General features: G+C 72.9%; 17 protein-coding genes and 1 pseudogene. 11 read left to right on the plus strand and 7 right to left on the minus strand.

Annotated elements, in window-relative coordinates; translation table 11 throughout:
• Positions 1-35: 35 nt before the first annotated feature.
• The 4 genes from hutI to hutU all read right to left on the minus strand — a co-directional run bounded on the left by hutI (position 36) and on the right by hutU (position 5,558).
• Complete coding sequence (gene hutI / locus IH00_RS0100830) at positions 36-1,283, minus strand: imidazolonepropionase (RefSeq protein ID WP_031068401.1); 1,248 nt, start codon at positions 1,281-1,283, stop codon at positions 36-38.
• Positions 1,284-1,354: 71 nt separating this feature from the next.
• Entirely contained in the window at positions 1,355-2,701 is a 1,347-nt protein-coding gene (locus tag IH00_RS0100835) for a formimidoylglutamate deiminase (RefSeq protein WP_031068404.1), read from the minus strand.
• Positions 2,692-3,882, minus strand: a complete 1,191-nt coding sequence (locus IH00_RS0100840; RefSeq protein ID WP_199819669.1) for an allantoate amidohydrolase — start codon at positions 3,880-3,882, stop codon at positions 2,692-2,694. The genes IH00_RS0100835 and IH00_RS0100840 overlap by 10 nt, the downstream gene beginning before the upstream one ends.
• Positions 3,883-3,893: 11 nt before the next feature.
• A complete protein-coding gene (gene hutU, locus IH00_RS0100845; protein ID WP_031068408.1) occupies positions 3,894-5,558 on the minus strand; it encodes a urocanate hydratase in 1,665 nt (554 codons plus the stop codon).
• A 133-nt stretch (positions 5,559-5,691) separates the two neighbouring features.
• Between hutU and IH00_RS0100850 the strand changes: the two genes are divergently transcribed.
• The 6 genes and pseudogenes from IH00_RS0100850 (at position 5,692) to IH00_RS0100875 (ending at position 11,175) form a co-directional block, all read left to right on the plus strand.
• Positions 5,692-7,011 carry a type III PLP-dependent enzyme domain-containing protein gene (locus IH00_RS0100850; RefSeq protein WP_031068411.1) on the plus strand — a complete coding sequence of 440 codons (1,320 nt, stop codon included), beginning with the start codon at positions 5,692-5,694 and terminating at the stop codon, positions 7,009-7,011.
• 38 nt (positions 7,012-7,049) lie between these two features.
• On the plus strand, positions 7,050-8,441 hold the full coding sequence (locus tag IH00_RS0100855) for an APC family permease (RefSeq protein WP_031068413.1): 1,392 nt from the start codon (positions 7,050-7,052) through the stop codon (positions 8,439-8,441).
• A 237-nt stretch (positions 8,442-8,678) separates the two neighbouring features.
• The gene (locus tag IH00_RS0100860) at positions 8,679-9,080 is read left to right on the plus strand and encodes a roadblock/LC7 domain-containing protein (RefSeq protein WP_031068414.1); all 402 of its coding nucleotides are present in this window, start codon (positions 8,679-8,681) and stop codon (positions 9,078-9,080) included.
• Positions 9,081-9,094: 14 nt separating this feature from the next.
• A pseudogene (locus tag IH00_RS0100865) lies at positions 9,095-9,760 on the plus strand (transcriptional regulator); the annotation flags it as partial.
• 571 nt (positions 9,761-10,331) lie between these two features.
• Positions 10,332-10,793, plus strand: coding sequence for a roadblock/LC7 domain-containing protein (locus IH00_RS0100870; protein ID WP_420710844.1), 462 nt, complete (start codon positions 10,332-10,334; stop codon positions 10,791-10,793).
• A 7-nt stretch (positions 10,794-10,800) separates the two neighbouring features.
• Entirely contained in the window at positions 10,801-11,175 is a 375-nt protein-coding gene (locus IH00_RS0100875) for a hypothetical protein (RefSeq protein WP_031068420.1), read from the plus strand.
• Between the two features lie 12 nt (positions 11,176-11,187).
• Here IH00_RS0100875 and IH00_RS0100880 read toward each other — a convergent pair whose 3' ends face one another.
• Together IH00_RS0100880 and IH00_RS0100885 are read right to left on the minus strand one after the other, a co-directional pair.
• Positions 11,188-11,751, minus strand: a complete 564-nt coding sequence (locus IH00_RS0100880) for a hypothetical protein (protein WP_031068422.1) — start codon at positions 11,749-11,751, stop codon at positions 11,188-11,190.
• A gap of 89 nt (positions 11,752-11,840) precedes the next feature.
• Complete coding sequence (locus IH00_RS0100885; RefSeq protein ID WP_031068424.1) at positions 11,841-12,677, minus strand: MurR/RpiR family transcriptional regulator; 837 nt, start codon at positions 12,675-12,677, stop codon at positions 11,841-11,843.
• Between the two features lie 136 nt (positions 12,678-12,813).
• Here IH00_RS0100885 and IH00_RS0100890 point away from each other — a divergent pair, with 136 nt between their 5' ends.
• From IH00_RS0100890 to IH00_RS0100910, 5 genes are all read left to right on the plus strand, one after another.
• Complete coding sequence (locus IH00_RS0100890) at positions 12,814-13,230, plus strand: hypothetical protein (protein ID WP_031068425.1); 417 nt, start codon at positions 12,814-12,816, stop codon at positions 13,228-13,230.
• 166 nt (positions 13,231-13,396) lie between these two features.
• The gene (locus IH00_RS0100895; protein WP_031068428.1) at positions 13,397-13,834 is read left to right on the plus strand and encodes a hypothetical protein; all 438 of its coding nucleotides are present in this window, start codon (positions 13,397-13,399) and stop codon (positions 13,832-13,834) included.
• Positions 13,835-13,894: 60 nt separating this feature from the next.
• The gene (locus IH00_RS0100900; protein WP_031068430.1) at positions 13,895-15,346 is read left to right on the plus strand and encodes a hypothetical protein; all 1,452 of its coding nucleotides are present in this window, start codon (positions 13,895-13,897) and stop codon (positions 15,344-15,346) included.
• 11 nt (positions 15,347-15,357) lie between these two features.
• Positions 15,358-15,975, plus strand: coding sequence for a hypothetical protein (locus IH00_RS0100905; protein ID WP_031068432.1), 618 nt, complete (start codon positions 15,358-15,360; stop codon positions 15,973-15,975).
• A gap of 23 nt (positions 15,976-15,998) precedes the next feature.
• Positions 15,999-16,844: a hypothetical protein gene (locus IH00_RS0100910; RefSeq protein WP_031068434.1), complete on the plus strand. Its 846-nt coding sequence runs from the start codon at positions 15,999-16,001 to the stop codon at positions 16,842-16,844.
• A gap of 412 nt (positions 16,845-17,256) precedes the next feature.
• On the opposite strand, the gene IH00_RS0100915 is transcribed toward IH00_RS0100910, so the two are convergent.
• Positions 17,257-18,642 carry a cystathionine beta-synthase gene (locus IH00_RS0100915; protein ID WP_031068436.1) on the minus strand — a complete coding sequence of 462 codons (1,386 nt, stop codon included), beginning with the start codon at positions 18,640-18,642 and terminating at the stop codon, positions 17,257-17,259.
• Between the last annotated feature and the right edge of the window lie 53 nt (positions 18,643-18,695).

Below are 18,695 nucleotides of genomic sequence, written 5' to 3' on the forward strand. Positions count from 1 at the left end.
AACGCGACGCCGGGACGTCGTGTGGCGCGGCCGGGTCAGAGCGCGCGCTCGCCCCGGCGCCAGACGGCCTTCACCAGCGGAACGCCCGGGCGGTAGGCCAGGTGCACGTGTGAGGGGGCGTCCAGGAGGGTGAGGTCGGCGCGGGAGCCGGGGGTGAGGCGGCCGACGTCGGTGCGCCGCAGGGCCGCGGCGCCGCCGGCCGTGGCGGACCACAGCGCCTCGTCGGGGGTCATGCGCATGTCCCGTACGGCCAGCGCGATGCAGAACGGCATCGAGGAGGTGAACGACGAGCCCGGGTTGCAGTCCGTCGAGAGGGCCACGGTCACGCCCGCGTCGAGGAGGCGGCGGGCGTCCGGCCACTCGGCGCGGGTGGAGAACTCGGCGCCGGGGAGCAGGGTGGCGACCGTGCTGCCGCTCGCGAGCGCGTCGACGTCCTGCTGCGTGAGGTGGGTGCAGTGGTCGGCGGAGGCCGCGTCGAGCTCGACGGCGAGCTGGACGCCGGGGCCGTACGAGAGCTGGTTGGCGTGGATGCGCGGGTGCAGGCCGCGGGCCTTGCCGGCGGTGAGGATCGCCCGGGCCTGGTCGCCGTCGAAGGCGCCCTTCTCGCAGAACACGTCGATCCAGCGGGCGTGCGGGGCGCAGGCGTCCAGCATCGGGCCGGTGACGAGGTCGACGTAGCCGGCCGGGTCGTCGGCGTGGTCGGGGGGGACGATGTGCGCGCCGAGGTAGGTGACCTCGTCGGTGTGGCGGGCGGCGAGGCGCAGGGCGCGGGCCTCGTCCTCGACGGTGAGGCCGTATCCGGACTTGGTCTCGAAGGTGGTCGTGCCCTGGTGGAGGGCCTCGCGCAGGTAGCGGGTGACGTTGGCCTCGAGCTCCTCGTCGGTCGCGGCGCGGGTGGCGGCGACGGTGGTGCGGATGCCGCCGGCGGCGTACGGCTGCCCGGACATGCGGGCGTTGAACTCGGCGGTGCGGTCGCCCGCGAAGACGAGGTGGGAGTGGGAGTCGACGAAGCCGGGGATCACGGCCCGGCCGCCGGCGTCGACCCGGTTGTCAGTGGCGGGTGCTTTGCTGGTTTCACCGACCCAGGCGATGCGGTCGCCGTCGATGACGACGGCCGCGTCCTGGATCAGGCCGAGGGGGGATCCGTCACCGAGGGAGGGGTCGTTGGTGACCAGGCTGGCGATGTTGGTGATGGCGGTGGCCGTCGCCGCGACGGCGCTGTTCGTCGTGGCGGGGGCCGGCGTCGCCGGGGGGATGTTCGTGGTCTCGGGACCGCTGCTCATGATGAGGGGTGTCTCCTTCAGCCGTGGGGGCCGTACCGGTCGTCCCGGCCGGTACGGCCGTTTCGACCGGTTCAGCCGTTCCGGTCGTGCAGTGCGGCGATCGCGTCCGTCAGAGCTCGCGGGACGTCCGGGATCCCCGTGTGGGCTCCGTCCCGCACGACGTGGCGACCACCCACGACCGTATGGCGCACGTCCGCTGCCGACGCGGCGAATACCGCTGTCTCGGCGGCCAGACGAGGTACCGGTCCCGCTGTCCTGACCGAGTCGAGCGCGATCGTCGTGAAGTCGGCGAGCGCGCCCGCCTCCAGGCGGCCCGCGCCGGCCCATCCGAGGGCCGCGTGGCCGTCGGCGGTGGCGGCGCGCAGCAGCGCCGCGGCGGTCCAGTGGCCGCGGGTGCGGGTGCGCAGCCGTTCGTCGAGCTCCATGGCCCGCGCCTCTTCCAGCAGGTCGATGACGGCGTGGCTGTCGCTGCCCAGCGACAGCGGGGAGCCGGCCCGCTGGAGGTCGGCGGCCGGGCCGATGCCGTCGGCGAGGTCCCGCTCGGTCGTCGGGCACATGCAGGTCCCGGTGCCGGAGCCGCCGAGCAGGGCGATGTCCTCGTCGGTGAGGTGCGTGTTGTGGACGCCGGTGGTGTGCGCGCCGAGCACGCCGTGGTCGGCGAGCAGGCGCGTGGGGGTGCAGCCGTGTGCCGCGAGGCACGCCTCGTTCTCCGCCGTCTGCTCGGAGAGGTGGACGTGCAGCGGGGCGCGGCGGGCGGCGGCCCATTCGGCGACGGTGGACAGCTGCGCCGCCGGGACCGCGCGCACCGAGTGCACGGCGGCGCCGATGCGGACGCCGTCCCGCTCCTTCAGCAGCGAGGCGCGTTCCGCCCACGCCTCGGCCGTGCCGTCGGAGAACCGCGTCTGGTGCCGGTTCGGCGGCTGGCCGAACCCGGCCGACAGGTACGCCGTGTCGAGCAGCGTGATGCGGATGCCCGCCTCGCCGGCGGCCGCGATGAGCGCCTCGCCCATGGCGTTGGGGTCGGCGTACGGAGTGCCGCCGGGCGCGTGGTGGAGGTAGTGGAACTCGCCGACGGCCGTGATGCCGGCCAGGGCCATCTCGGCGTACACGGCGCGGGCGAGGGCGTGGTACGTGTCGGGCGTCAGCCGGGACGCGACCTGGTACATGACCTCGCGCCACGTCCAGAAGGTGCCGCTGCCGACCTGGACCGTGCCGCGCAGGGCCCGGTGGAAGGCGTGGCTGTGGGCGTTCGCCAGGCCCGGGACGGTGAGGCCCCGCAGGACGGCCGCGCCGGGTGGCGGGGCGCCGGTGCCGGTGCGGACGGCGGTGATGCGGCCGTCGGACACCTCCAGGGCGACGCCCGGCTCGACGTGGCTGCCGAGCCAGGCGTGCTCCAGCCAGTACGTGGTCACCCGCATGCCAGGCCCTCCAGTACGTCGGCGAGGGCGTGCACGCCGGCGACGCAGTCGTCCTCGGCGGCGTACTCGGCCGGCGAGTGGGAGACGCCCGTGGGGTTGCGCACGAACAGCATGGCGGTGGGGACGGCCGCGGACAGGATGCCCGCGTCGTGCCCGGCACCGGTGCCGAGGACCGGCACCTGCCCGCCGAGGATCTTGCCCAGCTCGTCGCGCAGCGCGTGCTCGAACTCGACGACCGGCGTGAAGGACTCGCGGACGACGGCGAGGTCGATGCCCTGGCGCTCGGCGGCCGCGCGGGCGGCGGCCTCGATCGCCTCGGTCACGGTGTCGAGCGTCGCCTGGTCGGTGGCGCGCGAGTCCAGCCAGCCGCGCACGAGCGACGGGATGGCGTTGACGCCGTTCGGCTCGACGGAGATCTTGCCGAAGGTGGCCACCGCGCCCGCCAGCTCGGCCTCCCGGCGGGCGGCGAGGACGGTCTCGGCGTACGTGAGCATCGGGTCGCGCCGGTCGGCCAGCCGGGTGGTGCCGGCGTGGTTGGCCTCGCCGTGGAAGTCGTACCGCCAGCGGCCGTGCGGCCAGATCGCGGAGGCGATGCCGACGGCGTCCCCGGTCAGGTCGAGGGCGCGGCCCTGCTCGACGTGGAGTTCGACGAACGCGCCGATACGGGCGAGCCGCTCCGGGTCCGGCCCGATGGCGTCGGGGTCGAACCCGGCCGCCTCCATGGCCTGCGGCAGCGTCACGCCGTCGCCGTCGCGCAGCCGGTGCGCCGCCTCCTTCGTCAGCTGCCCGGCCGTGAGCCGGGAGCCGACGCAGGCGAGGCCGAAGCGGGCGCCTTCCTCGTCACCGAAGTTGGTGATGGCGAGCGGCTGGCGGAACTCCGCTCCCCGGGCGCGGAGTTCGTCGAGGGCCGCGAAGGCGGAGACGACACCGAGCGGGCCGTCGAAGGCGCCGCCGTCGGGGACGGAGTCCAGGTGCGAGCCGGTGACCACGGCGCCCTCGCCGAGGGGGTCGCCGAGCCAGGCCCACTGGTTGCCGTTGCGGTCGGTCTCGTACGTGAGGCCGCGGGACTCCGCCTGGTCCCGGAACCAGGCGCGGCAGTCGGCGTCGGCGCCGGTCCAGGCGTAGCGGCGGTAGCCGCCGCTACCGGTGTCACGGCCGATGGGCGCGAGGTCGGCCCACATGGCGTGGAACGTCACGCGTCGTCACCCTCACGCATGGGGACGCGGACGCCGCGCTCGGCGGCGACCTCGTCGGCGCGGTCGTACCCCGCGTCGACGTGGCGGATGACGCCCATGCCCGGGTCGTTGGTGAGGACGCGGCGGATCTTCTCGCCGGCCAGCGGCGTGCCGTCGGCGACCGTGACCTGGCCCGCGTGGATCGAGCGGCCCATGCCGACGCCGCCGCCGTGGTGGAGGGAGACCCAGGAGGCACCGGAGGCGACGTTGACCATGGCGTTGAGCAGCGGCCAGTCGGCGATGGCGTCGGAGCCGTCGAGCATGGCCTCGGTCTCGCGGTAGGGGGAGGCGACGGAGCCGCAGTCGAGGTGGTCACGGCCGATGACGACCGGTGCGGACAGCTCGCCGCTCGCCACCATGTCGTTGAAGCGCTCGCCCGCGCGGTCGCGCTCGCCGTAGCCGAGCCAGCAGATGCGGGCGGGCAGGCCCTGGAAGTGGACGCGTTCGCCGGCCATCTTGATCCACCGGGCGAGGGACTCGTTCTCGGGGAAGAGGTCGAGGATCGCGCGGTCGGTGGCGGCGATGTCCTTGGGGTCGCCGGACAGGGCGGCCCAGCGGAAGGGGCCCTTGCCCTCGCAGAAGAGCGGGCGGATGTAGGCGGGGACGAAACCGGGGAAGGCGAACGCCCGGTCGTACCCGGCCAGCTGCGCCTCGCCGCGGATGGAGTTGCCGTAGTCGAAGACCTCGGCGCCCGCGTCCATGAAGCCGACCATGGCCTCGACGTGCCGGGCCATCGACTCCCGCGCCCGCTGCGTGAAGTCGGCGGGCTTCTCGGCCGCGTAGGACGCCATGTCGTCGAAGTCGACGCCGGCCGGCAGGTAGGCGAGCGGGTCGTGGGCGGAGGTCTGGTCGGTGACGATGTCGATCGGCGCGCCCATCGCCAGCAGCTGCGGGACGAGCTCGGCGGCATTGCCGAGGACGCCGATGGAGAGCGGGCGGCGGGCGTCGCGCGCCTCGGTGGCGAGGGCCAGCGCGTGGTCGAGGGAGTCGGCCCTGACGTCCAGGTAGCGGTGCTCGATACGGCGTTCGATGGCGCGCGGGTCGCAGTCGATGCAGATCGCGACGCCGTCGTTCATGGTGACGGCGAGCGGCTGGGCGCCGCCCATGCCGCCGAGGCCGGCCGTCAGGGTGATGGTGCCGGCGAGCGTGCCGCCGAACTTCTTCGCGGCGACGGCGGCGAACGTCTCGTACGTGCCCTGGAGGATGCCCTGGGTGCCGATGTAGATCCACGAGCCGGCGGTCATCTGTCCGTACATGGTCAGGCCGAGCTGCTCCAGGCGCCGGAACTCCTCCCAGTTCGCCCAGTCGCCGACCAGGTTGGAGTTGGCGATGAGCACGCGCGGCGCCCACTCGTGGGTCTGCATGACGCCGACCGGGCGGCCGGACTGGACGAGCATCGTCTCGTCCTGCTTCAGCGTGCCCAGTGTGCGGACCATCGCATCGAAGGAGCGCCAGTCGCGGGCGGCCTTGCCGGTGCCGCCGTAGACGACGAGCTTGTCGGGGTGCTCGGCGACCTCGGGGTCGAGGTTGTTCTGCAGCATCCGCAGCGCGGCTTCCTGCTGCCATCCCAGGGTGTTCAGTTCCGTGCCGCGCGGGGCCCGTACGGGTCGGGGTCCTGACATGGGGATGCCTCCTCGGTGGGGGTGCGGATGCCGTGCGCATGCCGATTGCAGATCGAGCTATTCACATCTTGTCGCGATGAATAGATGTAGTCAACGGCTGCGGTGGCGGACACCGGGTGATTGGCTGGGGGGCATGGCTCCCCACCGCCGCGATCAGGCCGTACGAGCAGCCGTCGACCAAGCCCTCCTCACCCCGGCCGCACCCGTGGCCGCCCTCCTCGACCTCGCCGGCGTCCGCGCCTCCGCCGCCGCTCTGCGCGCGGCCTTCGCCGGCGTCACCGACGCGCCGGTCCTGCACGCCTTCGCCGTCAAGGCATGCCCCCTCGTCCCCGTGCTGCGCCTGCTGCACGAGGAGGGGCTCGGCGCCGAGGTGGCCAGCCCCGGCGAGCTGGCCCTGGCCCGCGCCGCCGGCGTCGACCCGGCGCGGATCGTCCTCGACTCCCCCGCCAAGACACCCGCCGAGCTGCGCGAGGCGCTGGCCCTCGGGATCGCCGTGAACGCCGACAACCCGCAGGAGCTGGCCCGCCTCGACACGCTCGTCGCGCAGACGCCCGCCCGCTCCCCGCTCGGGCTGCGCGTCAACCCGCAGATCGGCGGCGGCACCATCGACGCCCTGTCCACCGCCACCACCACGTCCAAGTTCGGCATCGCGCTGCGCGACGAGGGCGCCCGCGCCCGGGTCGTGCGGGCCTTCCTCGACCGGCCCTGGCTGACCCGGCTGCACACCCACTCCGGCTCCCAGGGCATGCCGCTGTCCCTGCTCGTCGCCGGTGTCCGGGAGGCGTACGAACTGGCCGAGGAGATCAACGCGGCCGCCGGGCGCCGCCAGGTCGACACCCTCGACATCGGCGGCGGTCTCCCGGTGAACTTCGCCTCCGACGAGGACACCCCCACCTTTGCCGAGTACGCCCGGCTCCTGGCCGCCGAGGTGCCGGGCCTGTTCGACGGGCGCTACGGCCTGGTCACCGAGTTCGGCCGGTCGCTGCTGGCCCGGCACGGCACGGTCCTCGCCCGCGTGGAGTACACCAAGACCTCCGGCTCCCGCCCCATCGCCATCACGCACGCGGGCGTCCAGGTCGCCACCCGCACCGTCTACGACCCGGCCTCCTGGCCGCTGCGGATCGCCGCGTACGACGCCGCGGGCGAGCCGAGGACCGGCCCGGCCGTCGACCAGGACGTGGCGGGGCCGGCCTGCTTCGCGGGTGACCTGCTCGCCGTGAAGCGCCCCCTCCCCCTGCTGGAGCCGGGCGACGTGGTCGCGGCGCTGGACACCGGCGCGTACTACTTCGCGCACCACTACGCGTACAACTCCCTGACCCGCCCCGGCGTGTACGGCTTCACCGTCCGCGAGGACGGGTCGGTGCGCTTCGCGACCGTGCGCGAACCGCAGACCGTGGCCGAGATCGTCGCCGAGGCAGGTGGCGGACACCCGGACGTACTACTCCGCGGCTGACCGGGAATCAGCCGCACCCCGGAGGGCAGAAGTCCCGCATGCCAAGAGAAGAGACCACCCCCGGCGGCCCCGGGGACCCCACGGGGCCGGGCGAGCCCCGCGGGGCCACGCCGGAGCCCCCGCTCAAGCGGGCCATCGGGCCCAAGCTGCTGCTCCTCTTCGTCATCGGCGACATCCTGGGCACCGGCATCTACGCCACCACCGGCAAGGTGGCGGGCAAGGTCGGCGGGGCGCTCTGGCTGCCGTTCGTGATCGGCTTCGTCGTGGCGATCCTGACGGCGGCGTCGTACGTCGAGCTGGTCGGCAAGTACCCGAAGGCCGCCGGTGCCGCCCTCTACACCCAGAAGGCCTTCCGGGTGCCGTTCCTGACCTTCATCGTCGCCTTCATGGTGATGTGCTCGGGGCTGTCGTCGGCGAGCGCCGCCGCGCGGGCCTTCAGCGGCGACTACCTGGCCGAGTTCACGGACGCGCTGCCGCCCACCCTGGTCGCGATCCTGTTCATCGTCGCCCTCGCCGCGCTCGCCCTGCGGGGCGTGTCGGAGTCGGTGAAGACGAACGTCGTCCTGACCCTCGTGGAGCTGACGGGCCTGGTCATCATCCTCGTCATCGGCGCGTGGGCGGTCCTGACCGGCGAGGGCGAGCCGTCGCGGCTCGGCGAGTTCGAGTCGAGCGGCGCCGGATACGCCCTGCTCACCAGCGTGCTCGGGGCGACCGCACTGGGCTTCTTCGCCTTCGTCGGCTTCGAGGACTCGGTCAACATGGCCGAGGAGACCCGCGACCCGGTCCGCAGCTTCCCCCGGGCGATCTTCACCGGCGTGGCCGTGACCGGGACCGTGTACGTCCTCGTCGCGCTGGTCTCCTCGCTCCTCGTCGACCACCGCACGCTGGAGAAGTCCAGTGGACCGCTGCTGGAGGTGGTCGAGGCGGGCGGGCTGGACTTCCCGCCCAAGGCGTTCGCGCTGATCGCGCTGTTCGCCGTCACCAACTCCGCGCTCATCAACATCATGATGGCGTCGCGCCTCTGCTACGGCATGGCCAACGAACGGATCCTGCCACGCGCCATGGGCCGCGTCCTGCCGGTGCGGCGCACGCCCGTGACCGGGATCCTGTTCGTGACGGTGCTGGCGATCGGGCTGGTGTCGACCGGCGAGATCGCGGGGCTCGGCGACACCACCGCGTTCCTGCTGCTGTGCGTCTTCGCCGTGGTCAACGTCGCCGTCCTGGTGCTGCGCCGCGACCGCGTCGAGCACCCCCACTTCCGTACGCCGACGCCACTGCCGGTCCTCGGCGCGCTCACGTCGCTGATTCTGGCCAGCCCCCTGGCGGACCGGGAGGCGGACGTGTACATCAGGGCGGGAGTGCTGCTGGCGATCGGCATCGGGCTGTGGGCGCTCAACAAGACGGTGATGCGCGTACGCGGAGAGGCGTAGGAGCGGGGCGCGGGCGCGACGCCGCACGGGCGCGGGCGCGGAGGCCCGCGGGCGGGCGCCCGCGGGCGGGGGCGCGCGCGGACGCGACGGAGGCACCGAGGCGTCGGGGCGAACCCTAGCGCCTCGGGGGCATGTTCCAGCCGCAAATGCCAGAACTCTCCCTGGGCGGGCGAACGTTGAGTAACGTCGCCGTCACAGCCGTGACCCACACAACGGGGAAATGGGAGGGGAGCCCGCGTGCCCGGAATCGACGAGTGCCTGCTCGAAGCCATGACCGTGCCGGGCGCACGGGGCGCGGCCCTCGTCGACTGGACCAGCGGGCTCGCCCTCGGCGTGATCGGCGACTCCCCGGTGGGCGACCACGAGACCACCGCCGCGGAGACGGCCGAACTGGCCCGCGCGGCGGCCGAGTACGAGTCGTTCGCCCCGGCCGACGCGGCGACCGACGAGCTGCCGAAGGGGCAGCCCGTCGAGGACGTCATCGTCACCACCCGCACCGGCTACCACGTCCTGCGCTTCGTCGAGACGACGTTCGACAGCAGCGTCTTCCTCCACCTGTGGCTCGACCGGGCCACCGGCAACCTGGCCATGGCCCGCATACGCCTGCGGGACCTCGCGGAACGGCTGGTCCTGGGATGACCGTCGTCTCACCGATGCTGCTGCGGCTGGCCGCCGAGCGGGCCACCGGCGCGCTGCTGCGCGACCACGGCACGCTCTACCTCCTCGACGGCCGGGTCGTGCACGCCGAGAGCCCCGTCGCGCCGGGCGTCGACGTCCTGCTCACGGCGGGCGGCCGGCTGCCGCGGCGCAGTTGGGAGGAGGCGGTCGCCCGGGCCGGGGCCCGCCACGAGGTCGGGCGGTTCCTGGTCGACAGCGGGCGGCTCGGCGACGGCGAGCTGGAGATATGCCACCTGGGCGCCCTCTTCGACGCGGCCTTCTTCGCGCTGACGCCCGGCAGCGGCCCGGCGCGCTTCCGGTACGGGGTCGGGCACTGGTTCGGCACGGTGCGCCCGGTGTCCGTGGCGGAGGTCGAGCGGGAGACCCTGCGCCGCCGGGAGCTGCTGGACGGCGTCTGGCCGTATCCGGCCGTCGACACCGCACCGGTGGTGCCCCGCCCGGGCGCCCCCGGCCAGCCGGTGACCGCCCGTCAGCGCGAACTGCTCGGGTACGCGGACGGGACGCGCACACCGTCCGACCTGGCGCGGGTGCTGGGCCGCCCCGCCTTCCACACGCTGCTGGACGTGCGGCGGCTGGCCGCGGCGGGCCTCGTCGCGACACCGCTCGACACCCCGGCCGCCGATGCGCCGGCCGGCGAGCCCCCCGCGCCCGGGCACGAGGACCCCGGCGCCCCGCACCCCGGCGCCACGGACCTCGACCCCATGGGCGGCCTGGATTCCACGGGTCCCGGCTCCACGGGATCAGACCCCACGGACCCCGGCTCCACGGACCTCGATCCGACGGGCCCCGGCCCCACCGGCCCCATCCCCACCGGCCTCGGCGGGCGGGTGCCCCGCCCCCGGATGCCCGACCAGTGGAACCCCGACCCGTGGAGCCCCGACCCGTGGGCCCCCGGGGCTCAGCCGGGAGCGAGCGGGGCGCCCGTGCCGCACCCCCTCCCCCCGCTCCCCGGCGGGCCGGCCGGCGCCGGCGGACCACCGCCGGTGCTGCCCGTCCGCCGACCCGGGCGGATCCCGTACGCCGCGCAGGTCCCGACCGCCCCGTCGGCCCCGCCGGTCACACCCGTCCCGTCCTGGGTCGCGGACATCGCCCCCGACCCGGACATCGCCCTGCTCCGCAGACTCCGCGACGCCCTGGAGGCCCAGCTGTGACGCCCCACACCGAGTCATGAGGCGCGCCCTTCGACCGCGCGCCGGAAGGAGACAGGTGGTCATGACGGCGGCCGAAACCGAAGCGCTCGGCGAGGTGCTCGGCGAGCTCAGACGCCTGCGGGCCCGCGTCCCGCAGCTGACCGGGGCCCTCGCGGCGAGCGCCGACGGCCTGGTCCTCGCCCAGGACACCGGCGACAGGGGCGCGGCGGAAGGTGTCGCCGCGCTCACCGCGGCCGCCCTCGGCGTCGCCCTGCGGCTCACCGACACGACCGGCCAGGGCGGCTTCCGCGAGCTGCTGATCCGGGGCGACCAGGGCTACGTCGCGACGTACGCGGCGGGCGGCTCGGCCGTCCTGACCCTCCTGGCGGAGCCCCGCATCAACGTCGGCCGGCTCCATCTGGAGGCCCGGCGCTCCAGCGCCCGCATCGGCGAACTGGTCGACGGCGCGCTGGAGCGCCGGGACCGCGAGACCACCGCCACCCCCGTACCACCCCGCCCGTCCCACAAACCGAAGGAAGCGTGAGAGGTCCATGGCCAACATCGAAACCGCCCTCAAGGAAGCCACCACCGGCATCGACGGTGCCCTGGGCGCCGCTCTCGTCGACTACACCAGCGGCATGGCCCTGGGCACGCTCGGCGGTGGTAAGGAGCTCGACCTGAACGTCGCCGCCGCGGGCAACACCGACGTGGTGCGCGCCAAGGTCCGCACCATGGAGATGCTCGGGCTCAAGGAGGAGATCGAGGACATCCTGATCACGCTGGGCAGCCAGTACCACCTCATCCGGCTGCTCAAGAGCCGCGGCGGCACCGGCCTGTTCCTGTACCTCGCCCTCGACAAGGACCGGGCCAACCTGGCGATGGCCCGCCACCAGCTCCGGCGGATCGAGTCCGAGCTGGAGGTCTGAACGCCGCGACGTTCAGCGACGGCGCCGCGCCCCGCCGGGTGCGGCGTCGCCCGCGGCGATGCCCGTGATGCGGTACGCCTCGACGGGCCGGCCCGCGGGCCCCTTGGCGAGCCGGTCCACGGGCACCCACAGCAGCACCTCACGCGCGCTCTCCCGGCGGCCCAGCCGGACGGCCTTCAGCCACAGCCCCGCACCGGCCCCCGCCAGGCACAGCCCGCCCGCGCCGGGGAGCACGAAGGACGAGCCGAGCGCGGCGAGGAAGGCGAGCAGCAGCCACCAGCGGCGCGACCGCCGCCAGGTGCGTACGGTCACGGCCCGGTCCTGGAGGAAGTCGGCGCGGGCGGCCCGCACGGCCCCGTCGGCCAGCCGGGTGTACCGCCCGTACCGGACCAGCGCCACGGCGGCGGCGGTCACCAGGAAGAGCGCCGCTCCGGCGAGCAGTCCGATGCGCCGCCCGGTCAGCCCTGGCACCAGCGCGCCCACCCCGGCGGCCAGCAGCCCCGGCCACCACAGCGGTGCGGCTCCGGCCCGTACGACCACGGCCACCCTTGCCAGCGCCTGCCCTCCGCGCCCCACGTCCGCCTCCCTGCTCGACCTGCGTGTGTGGGGCGGGAGCGTAACGCCCGACTCTTAAAGTCTCCTGAGAGACGGCCGGGCCGGGCGTACTACTCGACGAACAGCCCGCGTGCGGCTGCCGCGGCGTCGAACTCCTCCAGCCGCGCCTGCGCGTCCGGCAGCCCGTCGCACATCGCCTCCAGCAGCACCCGGCCGAGCAGCATCGGCGCGCAGGCGGTGTCGAAGGCGAGGCCCGTGCCGACGGCGGCGGGCAGCAGGACGTCGCTGTGCTTGGCGACCGGCGCGAACGCCGATTCGGCCACCGTCACCACCGTCAGCCCGGCCGACCTCGCGTACGCCAGGGCTTCGACGACCTCCCGGGGGTGGCGGGGCAGGGCGAAGCACAGGAGCACCGTCGCCCCGGCCCGTACCGCCCCGTCGATCCGGTCGGTGAGCATCGTGCCGCCCTCGTCCAGCAGGCGTACGTCCGGGTGGACCTTGCCCGCGAAGTACGCGAAGCCGCGCGCCTGCGAGGAGGCGGCGCGCAGGCCCAGGACGGGCAGCGGCCGCGAGGAGGCCAGCAGCCGGCCGGCCCGTTCGACGGGGGCGGGGTCGGCGAGCAGCTCGGCGAGGTGGCGCAGGTTCTCGATCTCGGCGTGGACGGCCTGCTGGTACTCGTTGAACCCGGAGCCGCTGGGGGCCGGCTCGGCCGGGGCCACCTCGCGCAGGTGCTTGCGCAGCGCCGGATAGCCGTCGAAGCCGAGGGCGACGGCGAATCGGGTGACGGACGGCTGGCTGACCCCGGCGAGCTCCGCCAGTTCGACGCTGGACAGGAACGGCACGTCGGCGGCGCGCCGCACCATCCAGTGGGCGATCCGCCGCTGCGTCGGCGTCAGCCGGTGTCCCTCGAAGAGCGCCTGGAGCCGTGCGCCCGGGGTGTCGCTCATGCCGGTCCCCCTGTCCTTCGCCTGGTCTATTCAGTCACCCCCGTGACTGAATAGACCATATGCAAGAGCCGGGGCCGGGCGAAAGCGGGGGCTAGCCCCACCGACACGGCGCCCGCACCCGCCTAGCGTGGCAGGCATGGAGACCCGCGACACGGAACTCAAGCGCGATCTGGACGCCACCCTCCAAGCCCGCCGCGAGCTGGGCACGGAATACGAGTCGGCGCTGATCGAGTCCTTCCTGGAGAAGGTGGAGGAGCGCCTCGACGGCACCATCGACCGGCACGTCCGCCGGGGGCTGGCCGAGCGGCAGCTCACCGCGGCGCGCGACGGCCGGGCGGGCGGTGCCGGCGCGCCCGGCGGCTTCGGCGAGCGGTTCGGGTTCGCGGCCGTATCGCTGCTCCTGGCGGTGCCGCTGTCCGCGATAGCCGTGTCCCATGCGGGCCTCGGGGGCCTGGTGGTGACCTGGCTGGGGATCGTCGGGGTGAACGCGGCGCAGGTCGCCCGCGGTCTGTCCCAAAGGCCCTTCCGCCGCCCGGAGAGCACGGACCGGTAATCCGCCCGCGTTCTCCACCGGATCCTCACAGCCCCCAATCTGCCTGCGGGGCAGTCGTGTTGTCCGGCACATCGCAGGTCTTTCCGGCACGACCCGTTCCGATGCCTCCGGCACGCCGCACATACAATGCGACACATCTTTGATCAACAGCCACGGGGGTCGGCACATGGGATTCGACGAGGAATGGGCGCAGCTGCGGTCCGAGGCCGCTGACCGGCGGGAGGCGTCGATGCGGCTGAACCAGCTGCCCGCCGACCAGGGCGGCGGGGGCGGCGGGGGTGCCGGCGGGAAGATGGCGTCCACCCCCTCCGAGAAGCGCGCGGCCGCCAACACCATCGAGACCACTCTGGTGCCGGACACCAAGAAGGCCACCGACTGGGCGGACGAGGCCACGACGGGCGCCATGGGAGCGCTCAAGGGCTGGGAGACGGCAGCGGGCCTCAAGACCGTCCAGGACACGTGGGACAAGCAGGTCAAGACCCTGATCGGCCGCCTGGACCGGGAGAAGGGCGCCCTGCGGGCCACCGTCACCACCCTGACGGGCGTCGACGTGGGCCGCGGTCAGCAGATCGGCAGCATCCCGTCGAACATCAACACGTACTGACCGGCCGTCATGTACGTGACCCGTCCGATGCCGATGCACCGTCGCCCGTAGGGAACCACCATGCTGACGTACCACGAGATCATGTCGACCGACTTCGGACCTCTCAACACCGCTGCCGACAAGTGGCAGTCGATGGCGGACGAGATCCACAAGGTGGAGCTCGCCTACCGGGACAGCGTCCAGAAGATCACCCTCGGCCCGCAGTGGCTGGGCCAGAGCGCCACCGTGGCGCACACCAACTTCGCCGCGACGCGCTACGAGTACCAGGCCGCCCAGACCCAGGCCAAGGCCACCGCCACCCTGCTGCGCAACGCCCACCAGCAGTTCGTCGAGCTGAAGAAGCAGCTGGAGAACGCCCGCGCCGACGCCGTCAAGGCCGGCATGAAGGTGTCCGAGCAGGGCAACGTCGCCTACGACTGGGACAAGCTCACCCCGGCCGAGCGCACCGCGGCCCGCCACGACCCGGACCACGCCCGTACCGTCCGCGAGAGCGAGCAGTCCTGGGCCGACTACATCAAGGCGTGCGTCAAGGCCGTCGACGACGCCGACAAGGACCTGAAGAAGGACCTGGAGGCCGTCGTCAAGGACGGCTACGGCAACAAGAACGACGAAACCCTCGGCACCGGCTTCAACGGCGATGCCGGCAAGGTGTCGCAGGCGGACGACAAGCAGAAGCAGGACCGTACGCAGCTCGCCGCGCTGAAGATCCGCGACAACGAGACCCTCGAGGACTACCTGCTGCGCCTGCAGCGCACCGGTGTGGAGAAGATCAGCGGCAGCAAGGAGCTGGCGGACCTCTTCGCAGCCGTCCAGAAGGGCACGGTCACGGCCGGCGCCTTCGCCAGGGCTGTGAGCAACAGTGGCTCGGCCGGCCTGAAGCTGTTCAAGTACCTGAAGGAGAACAAGCCGATCACCGCGGCCGGCACCTTCGTGGGGAGCCGCATCAACGCGCGGATCGCCTCCGCCGCCCCGGGCAGCTTCTGGAGCCGTATGCCACCCAATCTGGTGGGCGCCCTCACCGGCTCGGACGAGGCCGCCAAGCTCGCGTACGCGAGGGCCGGCTCCGCCTTCGTCCCCACAGCGGCTGAGGCGAGCCTGATCACCGTCGCCAAGAACGGCGGTCTCGCGGAAGCGGCGAAGACCGCGGGCTGGCTTCGTGGCGCCGGTGTGGTGGGTGGTGTCGCGGCAACCGCCTACGGTCTGGCGAACCTGAGCACCTACAACGGGGACATGATCAAGGCCGACCCGGCCAAGTTCGCCTCGGACCTCAGCGGCACGGCCTTCAACGCCTCCCTGACCGCGCTTACCGTGGCACCCAGCCCGGTGACGCTCGGTCTGACGATCGGCACGGGCGTGGTGTACGCCGGCTGCTTGATCTGGGACAACCACGAGGCCATCGGCGACGGGATCGAGAAGGCGGGCGACTGGATCGGCGACAAGGCATCGGACCTCGGGGAAGGCATCTCCAGCGGCGCGAAGAAGCTGGGCAGCGCCCTCAATCCGTTCGACTAGCGAAAGATCCCATGCACACCACCATCACCCCGTTCACGCTCGCCTTCTGGAAGGGGGAGCGGACTCGGGGCAAGCCGCTGCAGCGCGCCTGGCAGGGCACGTCTCCGGAATACGGGGACATCCGCGTCCTCTGGCCCGCGCCTCCCCACGTCGACGAGCGCATCGCCACACAGGTGAGCGGTGGTCTCATTCCGACGGCCACCTTGGAGACCCGCGGCATCCACGCCGAGCTCGTGGGGATGCCGACCCTGAACCGGGCGACCCTGCGTGTGGGCGACGGCCTCGTGTCACTGAGCCGGAACAGGTTCGCCGCGACGAAGAGGGGCCGTTCCCTGCGCATGACGTACCTGGGTGACCACTACAGGCTGACCGCGATCGACCGGAAGGCGTACACGCTCGCGCGGACGCCCGACGGCGACGACCCCGGCGCCGTCGTCACGGTGCGGCAGTCGGGGCTCGGGAAGAACAAGAAGGTCTCCGTGCAGGGGAACGGCCGGGTCCTGCCCGCCGATCTGGCCCTGGCGGTCCTCTTCTCCGGAGTCGACCGGGCCGTTCTCACCCGGGGAGGCGCGGTGCGCGCCGGCTTCTCGAGGCTGTCCCACTTCTGGGCCGAGACCTACACCCCCTGACCGCGACTAACAAATGAGTGTGTATGCCTTCTGTCGACATTTCCCGGTCCCGGTTCCGCCTGGCCGACGATCACCTCATCGTGCTGTGCGAGCTCGCGGCCGGGAACGAGGTGCCCGAAGATCTGGCCACCGCCCGTAAGGAGCTGGTGGACAGCGGCCTGATCAACCCGGGTGGTGAACTGGTCCATTCGCTCCTGCCGCTGCTCAAGACGGTCCTGAATCCCGGGGTGGTCATCTCCCTGGAGGCGGCCGGCCGGCAGGGAGACCTGCGCCACGGCATGCTCATCGGCGAGGACCACGTCGTCGCCCACGAGGCGTGGCCGGGGGAAGCCGAGGCCGAGTACTCCTGCGTCCAGCCGACGATGCTGGTCTGGAAGCTCGCCGACATGGTGAACCTCCAGCAGCCCCGGGTCTCCCCCGCCACGCCCCTCTCCGTCCTGGAGACCACCGTGGGCACGGTGGAGGCGGGATTCGCCGGGCTGGAGGGCGCGGCCCTGGCCAGCTCCGGTGAGGAGGAGCGGGACCTCGTGCACCGCTCCATCACGACGGGCGGCACCCTCGCCGAGCCCTCGGCCACGCACCTTGCGGAGCTGATCTGCGAGGTGCGGTCCAGCTGGCGCATGACCGCCGCCTGGCGGGGGACTTCCGGGGAGCAGGCGGGCGTCTCGGCGCGCGGCTTCGCCGTCTGGGACTGCGGCCCCCTGGGCTACTGGCTGCGGGAGCTCCCCGAGGAGCCGGTACCCGCCGAGCGCATCACCCCGACGAGCCCGTTCCGGCTCGTCCGCGTGGACGCGAAGACCATCTGGACGAGGATCACCGAGCTCCTGCCGGACCAGGCGGAAATCCGCTCGGCCGCCCCGGGAGCCTGAGCCGCGCCGACACCTGTTCGGCCGCGCCCCCGATACCCCTGGCGCAGGAGCGTCGCGTGCGGCCGCGCGGCCGTGTGGCTCGGGCGCGGCGGTGTCGAAAGGGAGAACGCGCGGAGGTTCCGAGGAACGAGGAACCGAGCACGATCGACCGTCGACACCGACAACAGGCGCCCCGGAGCCGAACGAGCCCTGAAAAGGCGGGGACCGCCGCACCCCCGTGAACGGGGGGCGGGACGACGGCGGTCCCCGCGGGGGACACGGGCCCGGGTCAGGGCCGGTCTCCGCGTCCGCGGCGTACATGGAGGTCCGGGAGCCGCTCCGGAAGTTCCTGACGCCGACAAGGACAACAGTGCACGAGCCGTGTTAAGCGGGTGCTGCCGCCACATGACGTGCTCGTACCGTTTGCGCGAAGCTACTTCCCGTCCTTCGCGAGGAACGACAGCAGGTCCTGACGGCTCACCACACCGGTGGGCTTGCCCTCGACGAGCACGATCGCCGCGTCCGCCGTACCGAGGACGGACATGAGGTCGGCGACCGGCTCGCCCGAGCCGACCTGCGGCAGCGGCGAGCTCATGTGCTTGTCGAGCGGGTCGTCGAGGGAGGCCCGCTTGGTGAACAAGGCGTCCAGGAGCTCGCGTTCGACGACGGAGCCGACGACCTCGGCGGCCATGACGTCGGGGTGGCCGGCGCCCGGCTTCACGATGGGCATCTGGGAGACGCCGTACTCCCGCAGGACATCGATGGCTTCGCCGACCGTCTCCTCGGGGTGCATGTGGACGAGCTTGGGGATGTCGCCCTCCTTGTGGCGCAGGACGTCCCCGACACGGGCCGACGAACCGGTGTCCTCCAGGAAGCCGTAGTCGGCCATCCACTCGTCGTTGAAGATCTTGGACAGGTAACCGCGGCCGCTGTCCGGCAGCAGGACCACGACGACGTCGTCCGGGCCGAGCCCTTCGGCCGCCCGCAGCGCCGCCACGACGGCCATGCCGCAGGAGCCGCCGACGAGGAGGCCCTCCTCCTTGGCGAGGCGGCGCGTCATCTGGAACGAGTCCTTGTCCGAGACGGCGATGATCTCGTCGGTGACGTTCTGGTCGTACGCGCTGGGCCAGAAGTCCTCCCCGACGCCCTCGACCAGGTACGGGCGCCCGGAGCCGCCGGAGTAGACCGAGCCCTCCGGGTCGGCGCCGATGATCCGGACCTTGCCGCCGCTGACCTCCTTCAGGTACCGGCCGGTCCCGCTGATCGTGCCGCCGGTGCCGACGCCCGCGACGAAGTGGGTGATCCTCCCGTCCGTCTGCTCCCACAGCTCGGGACCGGTCGTCTCGTAATGCGAACGCGGGTTGTTCGGGTTGGAGTACTGGTCCGGCTTCCAGGCACCGGGCGTCTCACGGACGAGCCGGTCGGACACGTTGTAGTAGGAGTCGGGGTGCTCCGGGTCGACCGCCGTGGGGCAGACCACGACCTCGGCGCCGTAGGCGCGCAGGACGTTGATCTTGTCGGTCGAGACCTTGTCGGGGCAGACGAAGATGCACTTGTAGCCCTTCTGCTGGGCCACGATGGCGAGGCCGACGCCGGTGTTGCCGGACGTCGGCTCGACGATGGTGCCACCGGGCTTGAGAGCACCGCTCTGCTCGGCCGCCTCGATCATGCGCAGGGCGATCCGGTCTTTGACCGAGCCGCCCGGGTTGAAGTACTCGACCTTGGCGAGGACGGTGGCCTGCAGGCCCGTGGTCACACTGTTGAGCTTCACCAGCGGGGTGTTGCCGACGAGGCTGATCATCGAGTCGTGGAATTGCACCGTAGTTCTCCGGGGTCTCCGTAATGGTCCCGCCAGCGTATGCGTAGTCGGAG

Origin of the sequence: Streptomyces sp. NRRL S-118, assembly GCF_000716335.1 — a bacterium.
Lineage (GTDB): Bacteria > Actinomycetota > Actinomycetes > Streptomycetales > Streptomycetaceae > Streptomyces.

What these genes read in the sequence shown, in the direction of transcription:
- hutU (WP_031068408.1), bottom strand. Translation starts at nt 5,558, where the DNA reads ATGTCAGGACCCCGACCCGTACGGGCCCCGCGCGGCACGGAACTGAAC.
- IH00_RS0100875 (WP_031068420.1), top strand. Translation starts at nt 10,801, where the DNA reads ATGGCCAACATCGAAACCGCCCTCAAGGAAGCCACCACCGGCATCGAC.
- IH00_RS0100885 (WP_031068424.1), bottom strand. Translation starts at nt 12,677, where the DNA reads ATGAGCGACACCCCGGGCGCACGGCTCCAGGCGCTCTTCGAGGGACAC.
- IH00_RS0100910 (WP_031068434.1), top strand. Translation starts at nt 15,999, where the DNA reads ATGCCTTCTGTCGACATTTCCCGGTCCCGGTTCCGCCTGGCCGACGAT.
- IH00_RS0100835 (WP_031068404.1), bottom strand. Translation starts at nt 2,701, where the DNA reads ATGCGGGTGACCACGTACTGGCTGGAGCACGCCTGGCTCGGCAGCCAC.
- hutI (WP_031068401.1), bottom strand. Translation starts at nt 1,283, where the DNA reads ATGAGCAGCGGTCCCGAGACCACGAACATCCCCCCGGCGACGCCGGCC.
- IH00_RS0100870 (WP_420710844.1), top strand. Translation starts at nt 10,332, where the DNA reads ATGACGGCGGCCGAAACCGAAGCGCTCGGCGAGGTGCTCGGCGAGCTC.
- IH00_RS0100840 (WP_199819669.1), bottom strand. Translation starts at nt 3,882, where the DNA reads ATGTGGGCCGACCTCGCGCCCATCGGCCGTGACACCGGTAGCGGCGGC.
- IH00_RS0100855 (WP_031068413.1), top strand. Translation starts at nt 7,050, where the DNA reads ATGCCAAGAGAAGAGACCACCCCCGGCGGCCCCGGGGACCCCACGGGG.
- IH00_RS0100850 (WP_031068411.1), top strand. Translation starts at nt 5,692, where the DNA reads ATGGCTCCCCACCGCCGCGATCAGGCCGTACGAGCAGCCGTCGACCAA.
- IH00_RS0100895 (WP_031068428.1), top strand. Translation starts at nt 13,397, where the DNA reads ATGGGATTCGACGAGGAATGGGCGCAGCTGCGGTCCGAGGCCGCTGAC.
- IH00_RS0100890 (WP_031068425.1), top strand. Translation starts at nt 12,814, where the DNA reads ATGGAGACCCGCGACACGGAACTCAAGCGCGATCTGGACGCCACCCTC.
- IH00_RS0100900 (WP_031068430.1), top strand. Translation starts at nt 13,895, where the DNA reads ATGCTGACGTACCACGAGATCATGTCGACCGACTTCGGACCTCTCAAC.
- IH00_RS0100905 (WP_031068432.1), top strand. Translation starts at nt 15,358, where the DNA reads ATGCACACCACCATCACCCCGTTCACGCTCGCCTTCTGGAAGGGGGAG.